Below are 22073 nucleotides of genomic sequence, written 5' to 3'. Positions count from 1 at the left end.
AAAGGAGGCACTGGAACGACAAAGTGGAGTGTCTGCTTCTGTCATCCTATGATAGCTAAAAAGACCTGGTCACGCGCTGGAATGACACCGAAGGGGCTACTGCCCTCTTGGATGGAGACCAGTGTCAGCTACTTAGATGATACCTTTTTTCTACTTAGTTTAGGTTATGCAGAAGTCTAATACAATTATAGAACAAGCTTAAAAATTCTGGTAAAGTAGTTTTATTTACAAAGAAAGAATATGCTACTTGAAATTGAAAAGCGCAGCATAACAAATGCATTGTGGAAGTTGCAAGAAGCAGATCAAAGGCAAATCTTAACTCTTACACAGAGATTTGAGTTACCAGAAATATTAGCAAGAATATTGGTTACTCGTGGTGTTAACATAGAAAATGCAAGCGACTTCTTATATCCACTAATCAGATCGCTATTACCAGATCCCTTTCACCTTCTTGATATGGATAAAGCTGTTTCTCGTATAATACGGGCAATAAAAAATGATGAAAACCTTGCAATATTTGGTGACTATGATGTTGATGGTGCAACGTCGTCAGCATTGATTAACAGGTACCTGAGAGCAATCGATATACACTCTATAATCTACATTCCAGATCGTGTTGATGAGGGCTATGGATTAAACACAGATGCTTTATTACAACTTAAAAAGAATGGAATTGATTTATGTATTTCCGTTGATTGCGGTACGCTTGCATATCAACCGATAGAAGATGCAAAGGCTTTTGGTCTTGATATTATAGTTGTCGATCATCATCTTGGTACGGAAAAATTACCAAGCGCCGTAGCAGTTGTGAATCCAAACCGCCTTGATGAGAGCTCTCCTTATAATAACCTAGCAGCAGTTGGAGTTTCATTTCTGCTAATTGTTGCTCTTAATAAAAGCCTACGTGAGCAAGGATTTTTTACCAACAAAAAAGAACCAGATTTATTTGATCTGCTGGATTTGGTTGCCCTGGGAACTGTCTGTGATGTTATGCAGATCACAGGCCTCAATAGAGCACTTGTCTCACAAGGATTAAAAGTTATGTCAACAAGAAAAAACGTTGGCTTGCGTGTTTTATTTGATGTTTTGGGAATCCTTGAAAAACCAAGTGTTTCTCGATTAGGGTTTAGTATTGGGCCATGCATAAATGCTGGAGGAAGAATTGGAGAAGCATCGCTTGGTGCAAGGTTGCTTTCCACCGATGATGATGAAGAGGCACATTCAATCGCGCTAAAATTAATAGATTTGAATAATGCAAGAAAAGTGTTAGAAAATGAGGCTCTCTTGGAAGCTACAGCACAAGCGGAAAAGTCTGCCCAATCAGGTGCGAATTTTATAATGATAAGTGGCAATTGGCACCAGGGAATAATTGGTATAATTGCATCAAGGCTAAAGGAGCAGTTTCACTTGCCAACAGTAGTGATATCTTTAAATAATGGAATAGGAAAAGCAAGCTGTAGATCAATTTTTGGAGTTGATATCGGTGCTGCAGTCCTTTCCGCAAAGTTTATAAATTTGATTATTGAAGGTGGTGGCCATAGTATGGCGGCAGGATTTTCAATTAAAGAAGACAAAATAAATGATTTGCATGATTTTTTTACTGAAAGATTTTCAAACTCTATAAATGAGAAAACTTTAAAAGCTGATAGTATAGTAACTGCTAAAGCAATAAATTTGTCTTTATGGAATCAATTGCAACGCTTGGGACCATTTGGAGTTGGAAATCCTGAACCAAGGTTTATTATCCAAGGAGCAAAGATAAGAAAGCCTGAAGTTATAGGAGTTGACCATATAAAATGTTTTATTGTTGATGATAATGTTATGGTAAGAGCTATTGCATTTCGTTCTGCAAATACTCATCTTGGCTCTGCTATCATGCAGGGTAATGTTAAAGCTATTTTGGGTAAGATCTCTATGAATTACTGGAATGGCAATGAATTTGTACAATTTTTAATAGAAGATGTATTGACCATTAGTTGAGTATATCTGTTCAGCAGAGTGGCAAAATAGGTAGACAAGATAAACTGACCTTACCCAGAAAAAGTGGAGAGAAAGAAAGGAGTTTTTTCGGGTAAAATAAAATTTTGGAGGATTAGAAATGGCAAGAGAATAACGGCAGAATTCAAATTGGAAGCTGTTAAGCTGGCAAATGAACAAAGAAAAGTAGGTCAACCAGTTGCAAAAGTAGCAAGAGATCTAGGCTCTGTGGACAAAATTTTAGAGAAGCCATACAAGAGCTCCAACAAAATTGAGAAAACCAATAAAAACCTCAGCAGTTTTATCAAATCTGGAAAAAATGCGCCTAAAATTTTTAATTTTACCAAAAAAACACTCAATCAAATGACGTTCTTTGTAGATATGCTCATCGTAATACCTTTGCACTTTTCGATTCCGTTTTGGCGGAATAACTACTGTACATCCCTTGTCTTCAAGACTTGTAACAAAGGCATTGCTATCGTAGCCCTTGTCAGCTACTACAGTAGAGTTATAGATACTTTCGGTCAACACTTGTGCCTGCGTAATTTCATTTCTTTGACCAGGAGTCAGAGTAAATTTAAGTGGATTTCCAAGTGCATCGACAAGCGCATGTATTTTAGTTGTAAAGCCACCTTTGCTCCTCCCTAAAGCTTCTTGATCCTTGGAGTTTTTTGTATATCCAGATGAACATGGATGGGCTCGGATGATCGTACCGTCGATTATAGCAACTTCTAAATCAGGCTCTTGTTTAGTATATTCAAGCAATTTTTTCCAGACATCTCTTTCACACCATCTTTTAAATCGCTTATGTATACTCCTGTAATTACCATAAGTTTTTGGTAAAAGTCTCCATTGGCAACCACTTCGCACTATGTACCACACTGCCTCTATGAATATTCTTAAACGTTTTTCATCTTTGCTGTGCATTCCTTTTACGCTTTTTATGAACTCTAAAATTTGTTTCCAATTTTCCTCTTTGATGTAATATTGCATATGGTAGTTTCTCCATTTTTTACCTATTAGGCTAAACTACCATCTTTTTCTCTCTTTTCATATTTTTTGTCCACAGAGCCTAGCGATGATGAAGTAATTGAAGCGGCAAAAAAAGCACATGCTCATGAGTTTATTTCAAAATTACCCCAAGGTTATGAGTCTCTCGTTGGAGAAAGAGGTGTAAAACTTTCAGGAGGACAGAGGCAGCGTATTGCAATTGCAAGAGCTATTTTAAAAGATGCTCCTATATTAATTCTGGATGAAGCAACATCACAACTTGATTCTGTGACTGAAAGTAATATTCAAGAATCTCTATGGGAGTTGATGCAAGATAAAACTACAATAGTAATAGCCCACCGCCTATCTACGCTTTTGCATATGGATCGCATTTTAGTGTTTGATCAAGGTAAGATTTTAGAAGATGGCACGCATCAGGAACTTCTCGATAAAAACGGAATGTATAAGGCCCTATGGAATGCGCAAGTTGGTGGATTTTTGCCGGATAAAAGAGAAATGGAGATTGATAATATTTTTTTAATCTAATGCTTCAATGTTTCCGACATAGGAAAAGTATCATCTTTACTTTCTATAGAGGAAGGCACACTATTTTGATTATCATCACCATCAATTGGAGTAGTAGGGTGCATTAAAGCAACTTTCATAACTTCATCAATATTCTTAGCAAAAACTACGTTGATCCCCTCTTTGATGCTTGCCGGAATCTCTTGCATATCTTTCTCATTTTCACTTGGTATAATCACAGTTTTGATTGATCCTCTGAGCGCTGCAAGCAATTTTTCTCTTAAGCCCCCAATAGCTAAAACTCTACCACGCAATGTCACTTCGCCTGTCATAGCAACATTTTTGTTAACTGGTATATTCGTCATAAGAGAAACAATAGACGTACATACCGCGCCGCCAGCAGAAGGGCCATCTTTTGGTACCGCACCCTCAGGTACATGTAAATGTATATCATTATTTTGGAATTTTTCGGGCTTTATACCAAAAAACAAACAATTTGATCGAATATAACTATACGCAGCTTTTATAGATTCTTGCATAACCTCTCCAAGCTTTCCTGTGTATTTTATTTCTCCCTTGCCCGGAATTAGGACTGATTCTATCATCAAAATATCACCACCTGTTTCAGTATAGGCGAGCCCAGTTATTATTCCTACTAAACTCTCATTTTCCGCAATGCCAAAGGTATATTTACGTACCCCTAAATAATCTTGTAAATTGTCAACCCCTACGGATATTTTCTTATTTTTATCAGTCAATATTTCTTTAACTGCCTTTCTCATGAGCTTTGCAAGCTCCCTTTCCATACTCCGCACACCACTTTCACGTGTATATAAACGTATCAACTCGTATAACGCCTCATTAGTTATGTCCCATTCCTTCTGATACAAACCATGCTCCTTCTTTAACTTCGGAATAAGGTGATGTGTAGCAATACTGATTTTTTCATCTTCAGTATACCCGGACAATTGTATAATTTCCATCCTATCACGCAAAGGATGTGGTAAATTTAAGCTGTTTGCCGTAGCTACAAACATTACACTTGAAAGATCAAACTCAACTTCCAAGTAATGATCCGTAAAGTGTTTATTGTGCTCAGTATCTAAAACCTCAAGTAATGCAGATGCAGGATCGCCACGCGAATCAGAACCCATCTTATCTATTTCATCAAGCAGAAAAAGCGGGTTGCATGAATTAGCTTTTTTCATGTGTTGAATGATTTTACCAGGCATTGAGCCAATATAAGTTTTCCTATGCCCTCGTATCTCAGACTCATCACGCACACCACCAAGAGCTATGCGAACAAAATCTCTTCCTACTGCTCTTGCCATAGACTTAGCTAAAGAAGTTTTACCAACACCTGGCGGTCCAACTAAGCAAAGTATAGGACCTTTTATCTCTTTTACTCTTTTTAATACCGCTAAAAATTCTATTATTCTATCTTTTACTTTCTCTATGCCATAATGATTTTCATCTAAGATTTTCTTAGCTGCATTTAAGTTAATTTTTGCATCTTTGTACTTTCCCCATGGCAACTCAAGCAACCAATGCAAGTAACTAGATATAACTGTAGCTTCAGGAGAAATGGGATTCATTTTCTTGTATCTCTTCAAATCAGTTATAGCTTTCTCTCTTGCTTCCTGAGAAAGCTTTGTTTCATTTATCTTTTTTTCAAATTCATTGAGCATATTCCCTTCATCACCATTCTCAAATTCGCCTAATTCTTTCTGTATAGCTTTCAATTGCTCGTTAAGGTAGTAAACTTTCTGAGTGCTTTCAACTTGCGATTTAATTGTCTTATATAAACGGTTTTGTGCGTTCAAAATACTCATTTCTCTCTCAATAAAAGCAAAAGCTTTTTTTAAACGCTCTTCTGGGTCATAAGCCTCAAGTATACTTTGTTTATCTGATACTTTTATATTTAAATGTGAAGCTACCGTGTCTACAAGTTGATCAACTTCTTTGATTTGATCAATGGAGTTAATGGCAACCTCGGGTTGATTTTTCTTGTTTAGCTTACACCAGCTATCGAACGCGTCTACAACAGACCGCCTTAAAGCTTCTAAATCAATATTGTCTTCATCTTCTTTATAATGATTGTCTAACTCTACCCTGGCTTGTAATAAAGTATGAGAGCTAATATATTCTACAACTCTTCCCCTTCTTATCCCCCGGATTATAACTTTTACTGCATTGTCAGGTAATTTTATTAACGGTTGTACAATGCTTGCTAACACACCTACTTCATAAAGATCTTCAGGCTCTGGATTATCAACAGAGCCATCTTTCTGTGCTACAAGAAAAATCTCATTTTGGTGATTACTACTACTTATTGCATACTCTAGTGCATTAACAGATTTTTCTCTGCCTATGAATAAAGGCACCATTATATTTGGAAAAATTACTACATCTCTTAAAGGTAATACTGGCAATGCAGTAAAACTAGAGCTTACAGCACGTTCAATGTTCATAATATATGCCTCAAATTAATCATTAACCGTTATAACATTGCCATTGTTATTATGATTAACCGTTGCTTTTCCTAATTCTACCATTTTCTTAGTGATTACTATAGTGCTACCTTCAAAGCCTCCGTTTCCAGATGTATACATAATGTCAAGCAAAAGTGACTCCAAGATAGCACGTAACATTCTTGCACCTGTTTTGTAGCTTATAGCCTTTTTAGCAATAGCTGATATTGCTTCATCTGAAAACTCAAGGTTTACTTTGCTAAACGCAAGCAATGCTTTGTACTGTTTTATTAGTGCATTCCTTGGCTCTGTCAACACATGTATTAAATCTTCATGATCCAGCTCATCTAAAACAGCAGTTATTGGAACCCGCCCTACAAATTCGGGTATTAAACCGAATTTGATTAAATCTTCAGGTTGAACATCATGTAAAGCATTCTTTTTCTTTTGCTCTTTAGACTGACTTATATCTGCTCCAAAGCCAACTGACGTTCCCTTTTTTCTCGCTTCAATAATTTTATCGAGGCCTTCAAAAGCTCCTCCACAAATAAACAGTATGTTACTAGTATCCACTTGTATAAACTCTCGTTGTGGGTGTTTTCGCCCTCCTTGTGGCGGAACATAAGCAACTGTACCCTCCATAATCTTAAGCAGAGCTTGCTGGACCCCTTCACCTGAAACGTCACGGGTTATTGAAGTGCTTTCAGATTTTCTTGTAATCTTGTCTATTTCATCTATAAACACTATACCACGCTGTGCTTTTACAACGTCATAATTTGCAGCTTGTAATAAACGCGACAACACGCTTTCTACATCATCACCCACATAACCTGCCTCAGTTAAAGTTGTCGCATCAGCCATAGCAAATGGCACATCTGAAACTTTAGCAAGTGTTTTGGCTAGCAAAGTCTTACCAGAACCAGTGGGACCAATAAGCATTATATTTGACTTCTCGATTTCAATATCACTTATAGCATGAAATTGTACCATGGATTGACAATGGTTATACATAGCTACAGATAAAACGTGTTGCGCGTGTTCTTGACCTACAACATGCTTGCTGAGAAAGTTTTTTATATCCTCAGGTTTCTTTAGTAATAGCTTCATATCAGATATACGATCTGAATTAAAAGATCTATCTTTCTTTTGACTTATTGCTTTATGGGATAATTCTATGCACTCATTACAAATAAACACCTTTAAACCATCCGAAGAGTTAGTAATCAATTTATCTACTTCATCTTGCGCCTTGTTGCAAAAAGAACAGTAGTGTAAATCATTATTGTTATCCATTAACCCACCTTTTGTTTAACTTTAATATTTTCAATTTCAATATCTGTACGCTCAGCTATCACCCTGTCAATTAAGCCAATTTTCCTTGCTTCTTCAGGATCCATGAATTTATCTCTTTCCATCATTCCTTCAATTTTCTTCAGTGAATTTCCAGTATGTTTTTCATAAATTTGATTTAGTTTTTTCTTAACCCGCAAAATTTCATTAGCATGTATTTCTATATCAGTTGCTTGACCATGATAACCACCAGATGGCTGATGTATCATAATTCTTGAATGAGGTAGAGAGTAGCGCTTACCTTTCGTACCAGCTGCAAGCAATAAAGAACCCATAGATGCAGCTTGACCTATACATAAAGTTGAAACGTCTGGGTTTATATACTGCATTGTATCGTAGATCGACAAACCAGCAGTTACAACACCACCTGGTGAGTTGATGTACATACAAATGTCTTTATCGGGATTTTCCGATTCTAAAAATAAAAGCTGTGCTACTATTACACTGGCCATATTGTCTTCAATAGGACCTGTTACAAAAATTATTCTTTCTTTCACTAGTCTTGAATATATGTCATAAGCGCGCTCACCGCGACTAGTTTGTTCAACTACAATTGGTATAAGAGTCATACCTTTTCCTATTAAATATTATCAAATAATTCCTTTAATTCTTTCACAGAAACAATCTGCTCTTCTTTACTAACTTTTTCTATTATATAATCTGTCACTTTATACTCAAGCGCTTGCCCTCTAACTAATTCTTGAAATTGTTTATTTGATTCAAAATGCTTAAGTACTCTGTCAAATTGCACATCTTTACTGACATATTGATTTACAATAACACTCAAAACATCATTTTGAGTTAATGATATTTTATGTTCTGCACTAAATTTCATAAATAACATAGCAAGCTTTACACGTTTTTCAGCTTCTTTACGAGAATCATTTTGAGCACCCAATTCTCCTTCCATTCTTTGTTGCTCCTGTTTTACTATGTCTGTGGGTAAATCAAAACTATAATTAGCATCCAAATAATCAAACAGCTCCTTTTTAATTAAGAGATTTCTCATTTCGGTGCACTGATCACCAATCATTTTTTTTGCATGATTTATTAGCAAAGAATAATCTTTAAACCCAATACTCTTAGCTATTTCATCATCATTTTCAAAATCTTTGGCAATTTGAATCTCATTAACTCGCACAGAAAAATCAGCTTCCTGTCCTGCAAGGGAAATGGCTTGGTAATTTTCAGGAAATTTCAACTTAAAGTTCTTTGTTTCTCCCTTTTTCATACCAGTTAATTGATCTTCAAAACCATTAATAAATGTGCCAGACCCTAAATTAACGGCAAAATCTTTGCTACTTCCACCTTGAAAGAGCTTATTCCTAATCCGCCCTTCAAAATCAATTATCAATTTATCCCCATCTTTCGCTTGATAAGAAGCATCATCAACAGAGGCAAAATTGGGGAACTTTGTTTTGATAGAATCAATAAATTCTTTTATATCTTCCTCTTCAATCTTTGCTTCAATTTTCTTTAAGTTTATTTTGTCAAGATCTATCATCGGTACTTCAGGCATCGACTCAAAAGACAGCTTGTATACAAAATTGCCCTCCTCATTTTCTTTGCCCAGATCTGGTAATGATATAACATCAACCTTAGAATAAATGTGAGACTTGACTTCAATTTTTTTCATCAAATCACTTGAGCAATAATCAATTGTATTATTTATCACATATTCCAAAGCCTCGTTTTTATAATTTGCAACAACAAGGTCATAGGGCATCTTTCCAGCCCTAAATCCAGGTGATTTTGCATTTTCTGCTATCTCTTGCAACCTGGAATTTACCTTTTGTTTTATATAATCACTACCAACTGTGATTTCATACTCATACTTTAGTTTATCTATACTAAGCTCTTTGTAGGTATATACGCTACTTACTTCGACTGTATTTTGAGGTATATTATTAGACATCATAATTCATTTATTAACATTTTAATTCATATCTTAATAGAGTCATTTTACCAGAATTTAAGTTAAACACAATCCTTAAGAACAGGTTTTTACACAAACAAAAGTGTATTTAGTGATTATAAATTTTCCCTTAAAACCTAAGTTACATGACTTTAAAGTGCGGATAGAGGGACTTGAACCCCCACGAGCAAGCTCACCAGGACCTAAACCTGGCACGTCTACCAATTCCGCCATATCCGCAAGAAATTTTCAGTACCCTATTATAGGTATTCCATTAAAAATATTCAAGGTTTAAAGTCTTACTTAATTTATAGTATTTACACAATCAAAAAAGCTTATTAACATTTCTTAATGAAAGCTCTAAACCCTGAAAATCAATAATGAGATTAATAACAAGCTTCTTACTCGCAATTTTTTTGATTACACAAAGTGGTTGCACAACCCTTATAATAGGTGGTGTGGTGGCTACAGCGACAGCAACAGCAATAACAATGCAGGACAAATCCTTGGGAAATATCATTGATGATACGACTATGGTCATCAGAATTAATAAGGGGCTCTTAAAACATGGGCTATTTTCATCCATAAAGGTTAAAGTAAGTGAAGGAAGAGTATTGCTCATTGGAAGTGTTGACACTCCTGAAAAACAACTTACAGCAGAAAAAATAGCTTGGCAGCAAAAAGAAATTAAAGAAGTGATAAATGAAATAAGAGTAATACCAATACAAATGGCTTCCATGCTAGACACTACTGTAGATGGCATGATAACAGCGGAAATAAGAACAAGACTTCTGGGGAAAAGAAATATTAAATCAATTAATTATAGCGTTAATACGGTTGATAGAGTTGTTTATTTGATGGGTATAGCCCAAAATAAAGCGGAATTAAAAGCTGTAATATCAATTGCAAGAAAAGTAAAGGGAGTAAAACAAGTTGTGAGTTATGTACGATATAGGTACAGTAAGTTACGCCATTAGGCAAAAATCGCTTTCAAATTATAACATTTGTACAATTGTGACAATAGGTAGAGAACATAAATGAAAGTTGCCTTTCAGATGGATGAAAATATAAATTTTGAAACTGACACTACATTCGTGCTAATAAAGGAAGCACAAAGGAGGAAGCACGAAGTTTTTGTCTATGCTTCTAACAATTTAGCACTAAAGCTAAACCATCCAATTGCTCTGGCTCAGAAAGTCAGCGTTGATGATTTTAGTTTTATCTCTCAAGAGGATGTAGCAATCAACCTGAATGAAATGGACATCATATTTATCAGACAGGATCCACCCTTTGATATGCGTTATATTACAACAACATATATCTTAGAAAAAACCAGCGCATTGGTAATTAACAATCCAACAGAAATAAGAAATTGTCCTGAAAAATTGATAACTTCATTATTTCCAGAGCTAATTCCGCCAACTTTGATTACTGAAAATATATCAATAGACCTGCTGCAAAAGGTGATTGAAAAAATGATGTGAGAGGGGTAGAAGAAGAATAAGCAGATCAAGTAAGGAAAAAAAATGAGCTTTAGTTACTATAATATGAAAAAACACCCAAGAAACTTTCGTAATATAACAGGTTTAAGTATAGAGGAGTTCGAAAAAGTAGTAGAAAAAGTGAGGTCTGGATGGAAAAAACTTGAAAAACAGAAAAAGTGTCATGGTAGAAGATCAAAACTACCAACTCTGGAAGATAAGTTGTTTTGCGTAATTTTGTACTATCGCACTTACATAACACATAGATTTTTAGGATGCCTATTCAATGTGCACAACGCAAATGTATGTAGGTTACTTAAGAGAATAGAGCCATTACTCGCCAAAAAAGTGACTATAACAAAAGATAGAAGTATGACGCCAGAAAAAATACTGAAGATTTTGGCTGATGTTACAGAACAGCAAATACAGAGGCCAGAAGATAGTAAAAAACGGAAGAAATCATATTCAGGAAAAAAAAGAACCAACACTATGAAAACTGAGATTATTATCGAAGAAGGAGGAAGAATTTTATCAGTGTCAAAGTCATACCGTGGTAGAATTAGTGATTTTCGCATAAGGAAACAAGAAAAATATTTACCACTTGATAGCATAAAACATGCTGATTCTGGATATCAAGGTTGGCAAAAATTGCAAAGCAATGTTATAATTCCATATAAAAAGTATCGTAAAAAGCCATTAACTCCAGAGCAGAAAGAGCATAATAGAAGGTTAGCATCATTTAGAATGAGAGTAGAAAATAAGATCCGAGAGATAAAGATATTTAAGATTATGTCGAATGTTTATCGCAATTTTCAGAAAAAATATAACTTGAGGTTCAATATTATTGCTGGTATTGTAAATCTTAAGCACGCCTTTTAGTTAACCTTGATTTTATTCACCCTCCTTTCCTTTTTTTTATCGCTTGATTCGCAGCAGGTCTAATGATTAGAGATTTCTACTACAACTATCAAGATATTATTCTGAAGCCATTGTATAGTTATGGAGGAAACGATGTGATAAGAATACAAGATGAGAATAGTATTCAAGTAGTAGTGGATCTCATGATAGCAAAATACGAATGCCCTGTGATTGCACAATCATTTTGTAAAAACATAGATAAAGATAAAAGAATATTGCTACTTTATGGCCAACCAATTGGTGTAATGAAACGAATTCCAAAAATCAGTGGAGAGATCAGGACAAATGTGCGGCTTGGAGCAAGTTTTGAACCCGCTCAAATGAACGATAGGGACAATGAAATATGTAACAAAATTGGTCCTGAATTAAAGAAAAGGGGGCTAATATTTGTTGGTATTGATATTATAGATGACTTCCTGCTCGAAATTAACACAACTTCACCCACGGGAGTAGTTTATATCAATAAATTGTATAATATATCGCTAGGCTCTGTGGACAAAATTTTAGAGAAGCCATACAAGAGCTCCAACAAAATTGAGAAAACCAATAAAAACCTCAGCAGTTTTATCAAATCTGGAAAAAATGCGCCTAAAATTTTTAATTTTACCAAAAAAACACTCAATCAAATGACGTTCTTTGTAGATATGCTCATCGTAATACCTTTGCACTTTTCGATTCCGTTTTGGCGGAATAACTACTGTACATCCCTTGTCTTCAAGACTTGTAACAAAGGCATTGCTATCGTAGCCCTTGTCAGCTACTACAGTAGAGTTATAGATACTTTCGGTCAACACTTGTGCCTGCGTAATTTCATTTCTTTGACCAGGAGTCAGAGTAAATTTAAGTGGATTTCCAAGTGCATCGACAAGTGCATGTATTTTAGTTGTAAAGCCACCTTTGCTCCTCCCTAAAGCTTCTTGATCCTTGGAGTTTTTTGTATATCCAGATGAACATGGATGGGCTCGGATGATCGTACCGTCGATTATAACAACTTCTAAATCAGGCTCTTGTTTAGTATATTCAAGCAATTTTTTCCAGACATCTCTTTCACACCATCTTTTAAATCGCTTATGTATACTCCTGTAATTACCACAAGTTTTTGGTAAAAGTCTCCATTGGCAACCACTTCGCACTATGTACCACACTGCCTCTATGAATATTCTTAAACGTTTTTCATCTTTGCTGTGCATTCCTTTTACGCTTTTTATGAACTCTAAAATTTGTTTCCAATTTTCCTCTTTGATGTAATATTGCATATGGTAGTTTCTCCATTTTTTACCTATTAGGCTAAACTACCATCTTTTTCTCTCTTTTCATATTTTTTGTCCACAGAGCCTAGAAAAGGATCTTTGGGACGTGTTTGAAGAAAAAGCAAGCAGCCATCAACTAAACCTGTGAACAATCACCTTAACAAACTCAGTAGTCCCATTCTTTATCCCTGTTTTTTCTGTACTATTGGTCATATCACGCAATTTTTGAGAATTATTTAATAGATCAAATAGTACCTCTGTTAGATTTTTTTTTGCTTCACTATTCTGCTCAACTATTATAGCTGCTCTCGAGTCTTCAATATATTTTGCGTTATAAAATTGGTGATTATCTTTTGAGTAAGGGTAAGGAATATATATAGCAGAACGCCTAGCAAGAGTGATCTCTGCTATTGAAGTTGCTCCTGCTCTGCTAATTACCAAGTGAGCATTGGCCAGTCTATTCTCCATATCATCAAAAAATTCACTCAATTCACAATCGATCTTTTCACTTTTGTATAGACTCTTGACCTTGTTTATATTTTTCTTCGTACATTGCTGCGTCACTCTAATTTTCTTTTTCATTTTAATAGGTAAATCACAAATCACGCTGCTTACTACATCATCAAAAAAATTTGCACCTTGGCTGCCTGCTATGACCAATATATTTAGGATTTTCTCAGTGCTAGAATGGCTCTGTGCTTTTATATCAACAAAATTTCCTGTAAAAATACATTTATTGCCCTCTGCATATTTAGTCTCCGGAAAGCTGGTTGCAATTAATTTTGCACTCTTGAAAAAGAATCTATTTACTCTCCCTAAAACTGTGTTTTGTTCATGTAAAATTATAGGTATAGAAAGAACTCTTGCTGCAAGAAGAGTTGGAAAAGAAGCATAGCTACCAAAACCAATGACCGATTTTGGTTTTAATTTTCTTACTTGATACAGTGCTAACATAGAGCTGTATATCAAGAAAAGGAAAAACTTAAATTTGTTGCTGCTTGGTCTACGTAATGGTAAGGTGTAGCTTTCTATGTCGGTATTTTTATTTGTTTTTTTATCAGTGAATAATATGCAATTGTATCCTTGTGTCTTTAGTGCTTTTGCTAAAGCTATGGCCGGAAAGATATGCCCACCTGTGCCACCTGTTGCTAAAATAATATCCATCTGTAAATAATAAATCCTAGGCTCTGTGGACAAAATTTTAGAGAAGCCATACAAGAGCTCCAACAAAATTGAGAAAACCAATAAAAACCTCAGCAGTTTTATCAAATCTGGAAAAAATGCGCCTAAAATTTTTAATTTTACCAAAAAAACACTCAATCAAATGACGTTCTTTGTAGATATGCTCATCGTAATACCTTTGCACTTTTCGATTCCGTTTTGGCGGAATAACTACTGTACATCCCTTGTCTTCAAGACTTGTAACAAAGGCATTGCTATCGTAGCCCTTGTCAGCTACTACAGTAGAGTTATAGATACTTTCGGTCAACACTTGTGCCTGCGTAATTTCATTTCTTTGACCAGGAGTCAGAGTAAATTTAAGTGGATTTCCAAGTGCATCGACAAGCGCATGTATTTTAGTTGTAAAGCCACCTTTGCTCCTCCCTAAAGCTTCTTGATCCTTGGAGTTTTTTGTATATCCAGATGAACATGGATGGGCTCGGATAATCGTACCGTCGATTATAGCAACTTCTAAATCAGGCTCTTGTTTAGTATATTCAAGCAATTTTTTCCAGACATCTCTTTCACACCATCTTTTAAATCGCTTATGTATACTCCTGTAATTACCGTAAGTTTTTGGTAAAAGTCTCCATTGGCAACCACTTCGCACTATGTACCACACTGCCTCTATGAATATTCTTAAACGTTTTTCATCTTTGCTGTGCATTCCTTTTACGCTTTTTATGAACTCTAAAATTTGTTTCCAATTTTCCTCTTTGATGTAATATTGCATATGGTAGTTTCTCCATTTTTTACCTATTAGGCTAAACTACCATCTTTTTCTCTCTTTTCATATTTTTTGTCCACAGAGCTTAGATTGTTAACTGTTATTTAACAATTTGCACGTAGAATTTTATTAAGCGTTATGATAGTTGAGTTAAAAATGCCTAAAAGTAATAGTAAAAAAGAACCTAATGAGAAAAATAAACCTCAAGAACAAAGAGAAGGCAGAAGCGGAGGTTTTTTAGAACTGCTAAAAAATATAATAAAAATTCTTTTCAATTCGGTCGTTGACCTACCTGAGCACGAGCAGCATAATAAAATGAAAAGCACTAATCTACAACAAGGTTTGGATACTAAAGGAAAAGGCCCAGAAGATCTTCATCCAAAGGCAAAGCTTGAAGTTAAAGAAGCAGCTAAGGGATTGAAAGAAGAGTTACAGAATTCTGATGCTGGTGGTAATCAATCTATTGAAACTAAAGTGCCTAATCAAACTACTACTCAAGACATTGACAACTCTAAAACGATGGAACGTTAGTTCAACTATTTAACATCTGCAGCAAGCACTGATTCATGTATCATCTCTGAAATGGTTGGATGAGGAAAAATCGTAGATTTTATGTCGAAGTCTGTTCCTTCTAGTTGCTTTGCAAGAGCAAAATTGCTAATTAACTCCGTTACTTCTGCACCTATCATGTGGCTACCCAGAATTTCTCCGGTTTTTTTATCTATAATCGTTTTCACTAACCCTTCAGTTTCACTGAGTGCAACAAACTTACCATTAAAGTTAGAGTGAAATTTTCCTATTTTTATATCATACCCACCTTTTATTGCCTGTTCCTCAGTAAGGCCGATGCTCGCTATTTGTGGATGAGAATAAGTGCAATTTGGTATGCATTCTTTTTTTAACGCATGAGCATTTTTACCAGCAATCTTTTCAATGCAGATCACGGCTTCATGGCTCGCTTTATGTGCTAAACATGGTGGGCCAGCTACATCACCTATTGCATACACATTTGATTCACTAGTTTCATACCATTCATTCGTTTCAATAAAGCCAGAAGGGCTTAATTTAATTTTTGTATTTTCTAAACCTATATTTTCAATATTTGCTTGAATTCCAACCGCAACAATCACCCTCTCAAATTCTTTGCTCTCACCACTACTTAGTAGCACTTGAGCAGAGTCTTTACTTTTAGTAAGAGCTTTTACGCTACTGCTTGTATATATTTCTATCCCCTGTTTTGTGAATATTTCTTGTGCTAAATCTGAAATGTCCTTATCCTCCAGCGGCAAAATAGTGCTCTTTATCTCTATGATTGTTACATCAACCCCCAAAGTACTATAAAAACTTGCAAATTCTATTCCAATTGCACCAGACCCTACAATTAGTAGCGATTTTGGTAATCTCTCTGGAGTCATAGCGTGCTGCGCATTCCATATTAAATCTCCATCTGCCTCTATTCCAGGCAGATTCCGTGCCCTCACGCCTGTTGCTAAAATGATATGCTTGGAAACAATTTCTTGTTCTTCCTTATCGCTAACGACTTTTATAGTACTATTGCCTGCAAGTTTACCAAAACCTTGATGAACTTTGATATTATTTTTTTTCATCAAATATGCAACACCGCTTGACAATTTATCAACAACGTTTCTTGAGTATTTCACTATTGATTGTATATCAAAATTCGCTCCCTTTACTTCTATACCAAACTCTTTTGATCTTTTTATTAGCCTATAAACCTCAGATGCTCTAAGCAGTGATTTTGTTGGTATACATCCCCAATTTAAGCATATACCGCCTAAATTTTTTTCTTTTTCCACAATTGCAGTTTTAAACCCAAGCTGTGCCGCCCTAATTGCCGCTATATAACCACCAGGACCGCTACCTATAACCGTAATATCATACTCATTCATCAGTTTTCTTCGTATTCAAAAAGATTATATATAACAGATGGAACCCATACAATCAATGGTCTGTCATCTACCGTCTTAAGAGTCAAGATAAAAGTTGTTATTTTTTATCATGGCATTTAAACAAACGATAATTTTTCTCATGACAGCAACTAATGCAACCTTAGCAGCTTTGCCAGAATCAACCAAACGCTGATAAAACGCTTTCATTTTTCTGTTGTGGCGCATAGCAACAAGAGCTGACATGTATAGTGCTTTCCTTGCATAAAACCTGCCTCCTTTGATTTGAGCTTTGCCAACTTTTCTTCCACTTTCACTAGGCTCTGTGGACAAAAAATATGAAAAGAGAGAAAAAGATGGTAGTTTAGCCTAATAGGTAAAAAATGGAGAAACTACCATATGCAATATTACATCAAAGAGGAAAATTGGAAACAAATTTTAGAGTTCATAAAAAGCGTAAAAGGAATGCACAGCAAAGATGAAAAACGTTTAAGAATATTCATAGAGGCAGTGTGGTACATAGTGCGAAGTGGTTGCTAATGGAGACTTTTACCAAAAACTTATGGTAATTACAGGAGTATACATAAGCGATTTAAAAGATGGTGTGAAAGAGATGTCTGGAAAAAATTGCTTGAATATACTAAACAAGAGCCTGATTTAGAAGTTGCTATAATCGACGGTACGATCATCCGAGCCCATCCATGTTCATCTGGATATACAAAAAACTCCAAGGATCAAGAAGCTTTAGGGAGGAGCAAAGGTGGCTTTACAACTAAAATACATGCGCTTGTCGATGCACTTGGAAATCCACTTAAATTTACTCTGACTCCTGGTCAAAGAAATGAAATTACGCAGGCACAAGTGTTGACCGAAAGTATCTATAACTCTACTGTAGTAGCTGACAAGGGCTACGATAGCAATGCCTTTGTTACAAGTCTTGAAGACAAGGGATGTACAGTAGTTATTCCGCCAAAACGGAATCGAAAAGTGCAAAGGTATTACGATGAGCATATCTACAAAGAACGTCATTTGATTGAGTGTTTTTTTGGTAAAATTAAAAATTTTAGTCGCATTTTTTCCAGATTTGATAAAACTGCTGAGGTTTTTATTGGTTTTCTCAATTTTGTTGGAGCTCTTGTATGGCTTCTCTAAAATTTTGTCCACAGAGCCTAGCAAGTTTCAGTAGATCATTGAGAGAATTTAAAGAAAAAGCGTATGGATTTATGTATAGACCTGCTGCGAATCAAGCGATAAAAAAAAGGAAAGGAGGGTGAATAAAATCAAGGTTAACTAAAAGGCGTGCTTAAGATTTACAATACCAGCAATAATATTGAACCTCAAGTTATATTTTTTCTGAAAATTGCGATAAACATTCGACATAATCTTAAATATCTTTATCTCTCGGATCTTATTTTCTACTCTCATTCTAAATGATGCTAACCTTCTATTATGCTCTTTCTGCTCTGGAGTTAATGGCTTTTTACGATACTTTTTATATGGAATTATAACATTGCTTTGCAATTTTTGCCAACCTTGATATCCAGAATCAGCATGTTTTATGCTATCAAGTGGTAAATATTTTTCTTGTTTCCTTATGCGAAAATCACTAATTCTACCACGGTATGACTTTGACACTGATAAAATTCTTCCTCCTTCTTCGATAATAATCTCAGTTTTCATAGTGTTGGTTCTTTTTTTTCCTGAATATGATTTCTTCTGTTTTTTACTATCTTCTGGCCTCTGTATTTGCTGTTCTGTAACATCAGCCAAAATCTTCAGTATTTTTTCTGGCGTCATACTTCTATCTTTTGTTATAGTCACTTTTTTGGCGAGTAATGGCTCTATTCTCTTAAGTAACCTACATACATTTGCGTTGTGCACATTGAATAGGCATCCTAAAAATCTATGTGTTATGTAAGTGCGATAGTACAAAATTACGCAAAACAACTTATCTTCCAGAGTTGGTAGTTTTGATCTTCTACCATGACACTTTTTCTGTTTTTCAAGTTTTTTCCATCCAGACCTCACTTTTTCTACTACTTTTTCGAACTCCTCTATACTTAAACCTGTTATATTACGAAAGTTTCTTGGGTGTTTTTTCATATTATAGTAACTAAAGCTCATTTTTTTCCTTACTTGATCTGCTTATTCTTCTTCTACCCCTCTCACATCATTTTTTCAATCACCTTTTGCAGCAGGTCTATACATATAAGTCATTCCAAACTCCACTTATCCACCCAACAAGCAGAAGTTCTGGTGCCAATACCTCAAATCAAGTTGTTGTTACTCGACATACACCTGAAACTACTAAAACAAAATAGATGTAAAACCTACGTTTAAATATGTAGTACTTGAGTGAAGCATTCTTTAACTGTTCTATTCAATAAAACCTTTACAATATTTCGATCATAGGTTTAACTTTACGAAGTTATAATCTATAGGGCTAAGATGAACGATTATCTCTCACTGCTAAATCCAGAACAACAATCAGCTGTAACTAACATAGATGGACCAGTTTTGATACTGGCAGGAGCAGGAACGGGAAAAACAAGAACGATTACTTCAAGAATAGCGCACATAATTAGAAACGGTCACGCTTATTCTGATGAAATATTAGCAGTTACATTCACAAATAAAGCAGCAAATGAGATGGTATCAAGGGTACTTGAGCTAACAGGCACAAACATACCATGGCTTGGCACTTTCCATGCAATTGCAGCAAAAATTCTACGTCATCATGCTGAAGTCGTGGGACTAAATTCCAATTTTACAATCATTGGTGTGGATGACCAATTACAGGTAATAAAAAATATTATTAATGAAATAAGCCCTGATTACCTATCAGAAAAATGTAAGACCATTATGAATATTATTCAGCAATGGAAAGAGAAGTGCTTATTGCCACCTGAAGTGGAAGATATTCAATCATTTAGGCCAGTGTACGTAACTGCACTCAAAGTCTATCACCAGTATCAGGAAAGGTTAAAATTCCTTAACTCTGTCGATTTTGGTGACTTATTGCTATATAACATACAACTCTTTAATCAAAAGACTGAAGTTCTGTCCTACTACCAAAATAAGTTTAAATATGTCATGGTAGATGAGTATCAAGATACAAATGCGATACAATATCTTTGGCTAAAATACCTTGCAAAAGAGCACTCAAATATTTGCTGTGTAGGAGATGACGATCAATCAATATACAGTTGGCGTGGTGCAGAAGTTGAAAATATTTTGAAGTTTTCTGATGATTTTAAAAATGCAAAAACCGTTAAACTAGAGTGTAACTACAGGTCAACATCCCACATACTTGCAACTGCGTCATATGTTATCAATCACAATAAGACTCGCTTAGAAAAAAAATTGTGGACAACAAACATTGAAGGGGAAAAGGTAAACGTAATAAAGTTATGGGATGGAAAAGCTGAAGCAAGGTTCATAAGCGAACAGATATTAAAGCTCAATAAATACAGATTTAGTGACATTGCAGTGCTGGTAAGGGCCACTTTTCAAACTAGAGTTCTCGAAGAGTATTTTATAAAATATTCAATTCCCTACAAGATTATAAGTGGTGTAAAATTCTACGAACGTCAGGAAGTCAGGGATATAATTGCATATTTAAGACTCGTTACAAACAATAACGATGACTTAGCTTTCGAAAGGATAGTAAATCGGCCAAAAAGAAGCATAGGAGCTACAACTCTAAAGAAAATATACACGACTGCTCAGGATAATAAAATTTCTTTTTTTGAGGCAGCAAAAATATTAGTTAATAGTAATCAGGTAACCGAAAGAATTAAACTCTCACTCAACGATTTTTTAAATAAAATTAAAGCTTGGGAAGAGATGGTAAGTGTAAAACCACTGCATGAATTCGTTAAAATCGTAGCAAACCAATCAGGATATATTGAAATGCTTGAAAATGAGGAGGTAACAGGCTTAGCACGAATAGAAAATGTCAAGGAGCTCATCTCATCTTTAAAAAATTTCGATAATGCCACAACTTTCTTGGAGCATATAAGTCTAGTGATGGAAGTGGATAATATGAATAACGATGACACTGTATATGTTATGACTCTTCATGCAGCCAAAGGACTTGAATTCCCGTGCGTGTTTCTACCTGGTTGGGAAGAGGGATTATTTCCTCATCAAAGATCTTTTGATGACAAAAGTGGTAAAGCTTTAGAAGAAGAAAGGAGACTCGCATATGTTGGCATAACCAGAGCCAAAGAAAGGTTAATCATTTTATGTGCAGATAGGAGGGAAATTAACAACCAGTGGCAACCGATGCGCACTTCTCGGTTCATTAAAGAATTGCCAAGAGAAAATGTTGAGGTAATTAAAAGCAACATTGCCTACTGTTGAAGCTATAATTACAGATAAACATATCTTACAAATCTGAATTACTTCAACTATATGTTTCTCCTGGCAAAAATTCTGTAACCGTTCACACTTAATTCTTCAATCTCATACCAATTTCTATTACATAACAAACAAATAGACAATAGAAGTGAGAAGGTTATACTAGGCTCTGTGGACAAAATTTTAGAGAAGCCATACAAGAGCTCCAACAAAATTGAGAAAACCAATAAAAACCTCAGCAGTTTTATCAAATCTGGAAAAAATGCGCCTAAAATTTTTAATTTTACCAAAAAAACACTCAATCAAATGACGTTCTTTGTAGATATGCTCATCGTAATACCTTTGCACTTTTCGATTCCGTTTTGGCGGAATAACTACTGTACATCCCTTGTCTTCAAGACTTGTAACAAAGGCATTGCTATCGTAGCCCTTGTCAGCTACTACAGTAGAGTTATAGATACTTTCGGTCAACACTTGTGCCTGCGTAATTTCATTTCTTTGACCAGGAGTCAGAGTAAATTTAAGTGGATTTCCAAGTGCATCGACAAGCGCATGTATTTTAGTTGTAAAGCCACCTTTGCTCCTCCCTAAAGCTTCTTGATCCTTGGAGTTTTTTGTATATCCAGATGAACATGGATGGGCTCGGATGATCGTACCGTCGATTATAGCAACTTCTAAATCAGGCTCTTGTTTAGTATATTCAAGCAATTTTTTCCAGACATCTCTTTCACACCATCTTTTAAATCGCTTATGTATACTCCTGTAATTACCATAAGTTTTTGGTAAAAGTCTCCATTGGCAACCACTTCGCACTATGTACCACACTGCCTCTATGAATATTCTTAAACGTTTTTCATCTTTGCTGTGCATTCCTTTTACGCTTTTTATGAACTCTAAAATTTGTTTCCAATTTTCCTCTTTGATGTAATATTGCATATGGTAGTTTCTCCATCTTTTACCTATTAGGCTAAACTACCAT

At 35.3% G+C, this 22073-nt stretch carries 19 protein-coding genes, 1 tRNA gene and 4 pseudogenes; 11 read left to right on the top strand and 13 right to left on the bottom strand.

Annotated features, from left to right (window positions below; genetic code table 11):
- The first annotated feature begins 240 nt into the window (after positions 1-240).
- Entirely contained in the window at positions 241-1980 is a 1740-nt protein-coding gene (gene recJ / locus OPR60_RS04925; RefSeq protein ID WP_265040140.1) for a single-stranded-DNA-specific exonuclease RecJ, read from the top strand.
- 237 nt (positions 1981-2217) lie between these two features.
- Here the strand turns inward: recJ and OPR60_RS04920 are convergent, their stop codons facing one another.
- Complete coding sequence (locus OPR60_RS04920; protein ID WP_265039632.1) at positions 2218-2970, bottom strand: IS5 family transposase; 753 nt, start codon at positions 2968-2970, stop codon at positions 2218-2220.
- 75 nt (positions 2971-3045) lie between these two features.
- On the opposite strand from OPR60_RS04920, the pseudogene OPR60_RS04915 reads away from it, so the two are divergent.
- Positions 3046-3513 (top strand): annotated as a pseudogene (locus tag OPR60_RS04915) (ATP-binding cassette domain-containing protein); the annotation flags it as partial.
- Here OPR60_RS04915 and lon read toward each other — a convergent pair.
- The 5 genes from lon to OPR60_RS04890 form a co-directional block, all read right to left on the bottom strand.
- Positions 3510-5963, bottom strand: coding sequence for an endopeptidase La (gene lon / locus OPR60_RS04910; RefSeq protein ID WP_265040139.1), 2454 nt, complete (start codon positions 5961-5963; stop codon positions 3510-3512). The pseudogene OPR60_RS04915 and the gene lon overlap by 4 nt on opposite strands.
- 15 nt (positions 5964-5978) lie before the next feature.
- Positions 5979-7256 carry an ATP-dependent Clp protease ATP-binding subunit ClpX gene (gene clpX, locus OPR60_RS04905; protein ID WP_065094774.1) on the bottom strand — a complete coding sequence of 426 codons (1278 nt, stop codon included), beginning with the start codon at positions 7254-7256 and terminating at the stop codon, positions 5979-5981.
- Entirely contained in the window at positions 7256-7882 is a 627-nt protein-coding gene (gene clpP / locus OPR60_RS04900; protein ID WP_006280254.1) for an ATP-dependent Clp endopeptidase proteolytic subunit ClpP, read from the bottom strand. The genes clpX and clpP overlap by 1 nt, the downstream gene beginning before the upstream one ends.
- A gap of 11 nt (positions 7883-7893) precedes the next feature.
- Complete coding sequence (gene tig, locus OPR60_RS04895) at positions 7894-9228, bottom strand: trigger factor (RefSeq protein WP_065094775.1); 1335 nt, start codon at positions 9226-9228, stop codon at positions 7894-7896.
- Between the two features lie 158 nt (positions 9229-9386).
- Positions 9387-9468: transfer RNA gene (locus OPR60_RS04890), tRNA-Leu, on the bottom strand.
- Positions 9469-9608: 140 nt separating this feature from the next.
- On the opposite strand from OPR60_RS04890, the gene OPR60_RS04885 reads away from it, so the two are divergent.
- The 4 genes and pseudogenes from OPR60_RS04885 to OPR60_RS04870 all read left to right on the top strand — a co-directional run.
- A complete protein-coding gene (locus tag OPR60_RS04885; RefSeq protein WP_065094776.1) occupies positions 9609-10205 on the top strand; it encodes a BON domain-containing protein in 597 nt (198 codons plus the stop codon).
- 60 nt (positions 10206-10265) lie between these two features.
- A pseudogene (locus tag OPR60_RS04880) lies at positions 10266-10676 on the top strand (glutathione synthase); the annotation flags it as partial.
- A 99-nt stretch (positions 10677-10775) separates the two neighbouring features.
- Entirely contained in the window at positions 10776-11588 is an 813-nt protein-coding gene (locus tag OPR60_RS04875) for a transposase (protein ID WP_265040287.1), read from the top strand.
- Between the two features lie 62 nt (positions 11589-11650).
- Positions 11651-12112 (top strand): annotated as a pseudogene (locus OPR60_RS04870) (ATP-grasp domain-containing protein); the annotation flags it as partial.
- A gap of 18 nt (positions 12113-12130) precedes the next feature.
- Here OPR60_RS04870 and OPR60_RS04865 read toward each other — a convergent pair.
- The 3 genes from OPR60_RS04865 to OPR60_RS04855 all read right to left on the bottom strand — a co-directional run bounded on the left by OPR60_RS04865 (position 12131) and on the right by OPR60_RS04855 (position 14831).
- Positions 12131-12883 (bottom strand): IS5 family transposase, encoded by a 753-nt coding sequence (locus OPR60_RS04865; protein ID WP_265040137.1) that lies wholly within the window; start codon positions 12881-12883, stop codon positions 12131-12133.
- Between the two features lie 126 nt (positions 12884-13009).
- Positions 13010-14041: an undecaprenyldiphospho-muramoylpentapeptide beta-N-acetylglucosaminyltransferase gene (murG, locus tag OPR60_RS04860; protein WP_065094778.1), complete on the bottom strand. Its 1032-nt coding sequence runs from the start codon at positions 14039-14041 to the stop codon at positions 13010-13012.
- Positions 14042-14078: 37 nt separating this feature from the next.
- Complete coding sequence (locus tag OPR60_RS04855; protein WP_265039632.1) at positions 14079-14831, bottom strand: IS5 family transposase; 753 nt, start codon at positions 14829-14831, stop codon at positions 14079-14081.
- A gap of 132 nt (positions 14832-14963) precedes the next feature.
- Here OPR60_RS04855 and OPR60_RS04850 point away from each other — a divergent pair, with 132 nt between their 5' ends.
- On the top strand, positions 14964-15356 hold the full coding sequence (locus tag OPR60_RS04850) for a hypothetical protein (RefSeq protein WP_006279962.1): 393 nt from the start codon (positions 14964-14966) through the stop codon (positions 15354-15356).
- A 5-nt stretch (positions 15357-15361) separates the two neighbouring features.
- Here the strand turns inward: OPR60_RS04850 and lpdA are convergent, their stop codons facing one another.
- Together lpdA and OPR60_RS04840 are read right to left on the bottom strand one after the other, a co-directional pair.
- The gene (lpdA, locus tag OPR60_RS04845) at positions 15362-16735 is read right to left on the bottom strand and encodes a dihydrolipoyl dehydrogenase (RefSeq protein ID WP_265040136.1); all 1374 of its coding nucleotides are present in this window, start codon (positions 16733-16735) and stop codon (positions 15362-15364) included.
- A 75-nt stretch (positions 16736-16810) separates the two neighbouring features.
- Positions 16811-17050 (bottom strand): annotated as a pseudogene (locus tag OPR60_RS04840) (transposase); the annotation flags it as partial.
- A gap of 81 nt (positions 17051-17131) precedes the next feature.
- Here OPR60_RS04840 and OPR60_RS06860 point away from each other — a divergent pair.
- Genes OPR60_RS06860 through OPR60_RS04830 form a run of 3 tightly spaced genes read left to right on the top strand, consistent with a single transcriptional unit; the run spans position 17132 to position 18006 of the window.
- The gene (locus tag OPR60_RS06860) at positions 17132-17272 is read left to right on the top strand and encodes a hypothetical protein (protein ID WP_406829573.1); all 141 of its coding nucleotides are present in this window, start codon (positions 17132-17134) and stop codon (positions 17270-17272) included.
- Between the two features lie 39 nt (positions 17273-17311).
- Positions 17312-17884: an IS5 family transposase gene (locus tag OPR60_RS04835; RefSeq protein WP_406829839.1), complete on the top strand. Its 573-nt coding sequence runs from the start codon at positions 17312-17314 to the stop codon at positions 17882-17884.
- Positions 17872-18006 carry a hypothetical protein gene (locus OPR60_RS04830; protein WP_265040134.1) on the top strand — a complete coding sequence of 45 codons (135 nt, stop codon included), beginning with the start codon at positions 17872-17874 and terminating at the stop codon, positions 18004-18006. Before OPR60_RS04835 ends, OPR60_RS04830 begins: the two co-directional genes overlap by 13 nt.
- 16 nt (positions 18007-18022) lie before the next feature.
- Here the strand turns inward: OPR60_RS04830 and OPR60_RS04825 are convergent, their stop codons facing one another.
- Positions 18023-18835, bottom strand: a complete 813-nt coding sequence (locus OPR60_RS04825; RefSeq protein WP_406829743.1) for a transposase family protein — start codon at positions 18833-18835, stop codon at positions 18023-18025.
- Between the two features lie 345 nt (positions 18836-19180).
- On the opposite strand from OPR60_RS04825, the gene OPR60_RS04820 reads away from it, so the two are divergent.
- Complete coding sequence (locus OPR60_RS04820; RefSeq protein ID WP_065094388.1) at positions 19181-21097, top strand: ATP-dependent helicase; 1917 nt, start codon at positions 19181-19183, stop codon at positions 21095-21097.
- Positions 21098-21277: 180 nt separating this feature from the next.
- Here OPR60_RS04820 and OPR60_RS04815 read toward each other — a convergent pair whose 3' ends face one another.
- Positions 21278-22030 carry an IS5 family transposase gene (locus OPR60_RS04815; protein ID WP_265039632.1) on the bottom strand — a complete coding sequence of 251 codons (753 nt, stop codon included), beginning with the start codon at positions 22028-22030 and terminating at the stop codon, positions 21278-21280.
- Positions 22031-22073 lie beyond the last annotated feature (43 nt).

Source organism: Wolbachia endosymbiont (group A) of Trypoxylon clavicerum (assembly GCF_947251665.1).
Lineage (GTDB): Bacteria > Pseudomonadota > Alphaproteobacteria > Rickettsiales > Anaplasmataceae > Wolbachia > Wolbachia pipientis.
Note: the sequence above shows the minus strand (reverse complement) of the source record. Positions and strands in the feature narration are given on the sequence as shown.

What these genes read in the sequence shown, in the direction of transcription:
- OPR60_RS04850 (WP_006279962.1), top strand. Translation starts at nt 14,964, where the DNA reads ATGATAGTTGAGTTAAAAATGCCTAAAAGTAATAGTAAAAAAGAACCT.
- tig (WP_065094775.1), bottom strand. Translation starts at nt 9,228, where the DNA reads ATGTCTAATAATATACCTCAAAATACAGTCGAAGTAAGTAGCGTATAT.
- OPR60_RS04885 (WP_065094776.1), top strand. Translation starts at nt 9,609, where the DNA reads ATGAGATTAATAACAAGCTTCTTACTCGCAATTTTTTTGATTACACAA.
- OPR60_RS04875 (WP_265040287.1), top strand. Translation starts at nt 10,776, where the DNA reads ATGAAAAAACACCCAAGAAACTTTCGTAATATAACAGGTTTAAGTATA.
- OPR60_RS04920 (WP_265039632.1), bottom strand. Translation starts at nt 2,970, where the DNA reads ATGCAATATTACATCAAAGAGGAAAATTGGAAACAAATTTTAGAGTTC.
- lon (WP_265040139.1), bottom strand. Translation starts at nt 5,963, where the DNA reads ATGAACATTGAACGTGCTGTAAGCTCTAGTTTTACTGCATTGCCAGTA.
- OPR60_RS04865 (WP_265040137.1), bottom strand. Translation starts at nt 12,883, where the DNA reads ATGCAATATTACATCAAAGAGGAAAATTGGAAACAAATTTTAGAGTTC.
- OPR60_RS06860 (WP_406829573.1), top strand. Translation starts at nt 17,132, where the DNA reads ATGCAATATTACATCAAAGAGGAAAATTGGAAACAAATTTTAGAGTTC.
- OPR60_RS04830 (WP_265040134.1), top strand. Translation starts at nt 17,872, where the DNA reads ATGGCTTCTCTAAAATTTTGTCCACAGAGCCTAGCAAGTTTCAGTAGA.
- clpP (WP_006280254.1), bottom strand. Translation starts at nt 7,882, where the DNA reads ATGACTCTTATACCAATTGTAGTTGAACAAACTAGTCGCGGTGAGCGC.
- OPR60_RS04855 (WP_265039632.1), bottom strand. Translation starts at nt 14,831, where the DNA reads ATGCAATATTACATCAAAGAGGAAAATTGGAAACAAATTTTAGAGTTC.
- OPR60_RS04820 (WP_065094388.1), top strand. Translation starts at nt 19,181, where the DNA reads ATGAACGATTATCTCTCACTGCTAAATCCAGAACAACAATCAGCTGTA.
- murG (WP_065094778.1), bottom strand. Translation starts at nt 14,041, where the DNA reads ATGGATATTATTTTAGCAACAGGTGGCACAGGTGGGCATATCTTTCCG.
- OPR60_RS04825 (WP_406829743.1), bottom strand. Translation starts at nt 18,835, where the DNA reads ATGAAAAAACACCCAAGAAACTTTCGTAATATAACAGGTTTAAGTATA.
- clpX (WP_065094774.1), bottom strand. Translation starts at nt 7,256, where the DNA reads ATGGATAACAATAATGATTTACACTACTGTTCTTTTTGCAACAAGGCG.
- OPR60_RS04815 (WP_265039632.1), bottom strand. Translation starts at nt 22,030, where the DNA reads ATGCAATATTACATCAAAGAGGAAAATTGGAAACAAATTTTAGAGTTC.
- recJ (WP_265040140.1), top strand. Translation starts at nt 241, where the DNA reads ATGCTACTTGAAATTGAAAAGCGCAGCATAACAAATGCATTGTGGAAG.
- lpdA (WP_265040136.1), bottom strand. Translation starts at nt 16,735, where the DNA reads ATGAATGAGTATGATATTACGGTTATAGGTAGCGGTCCTGGTGGTTAT.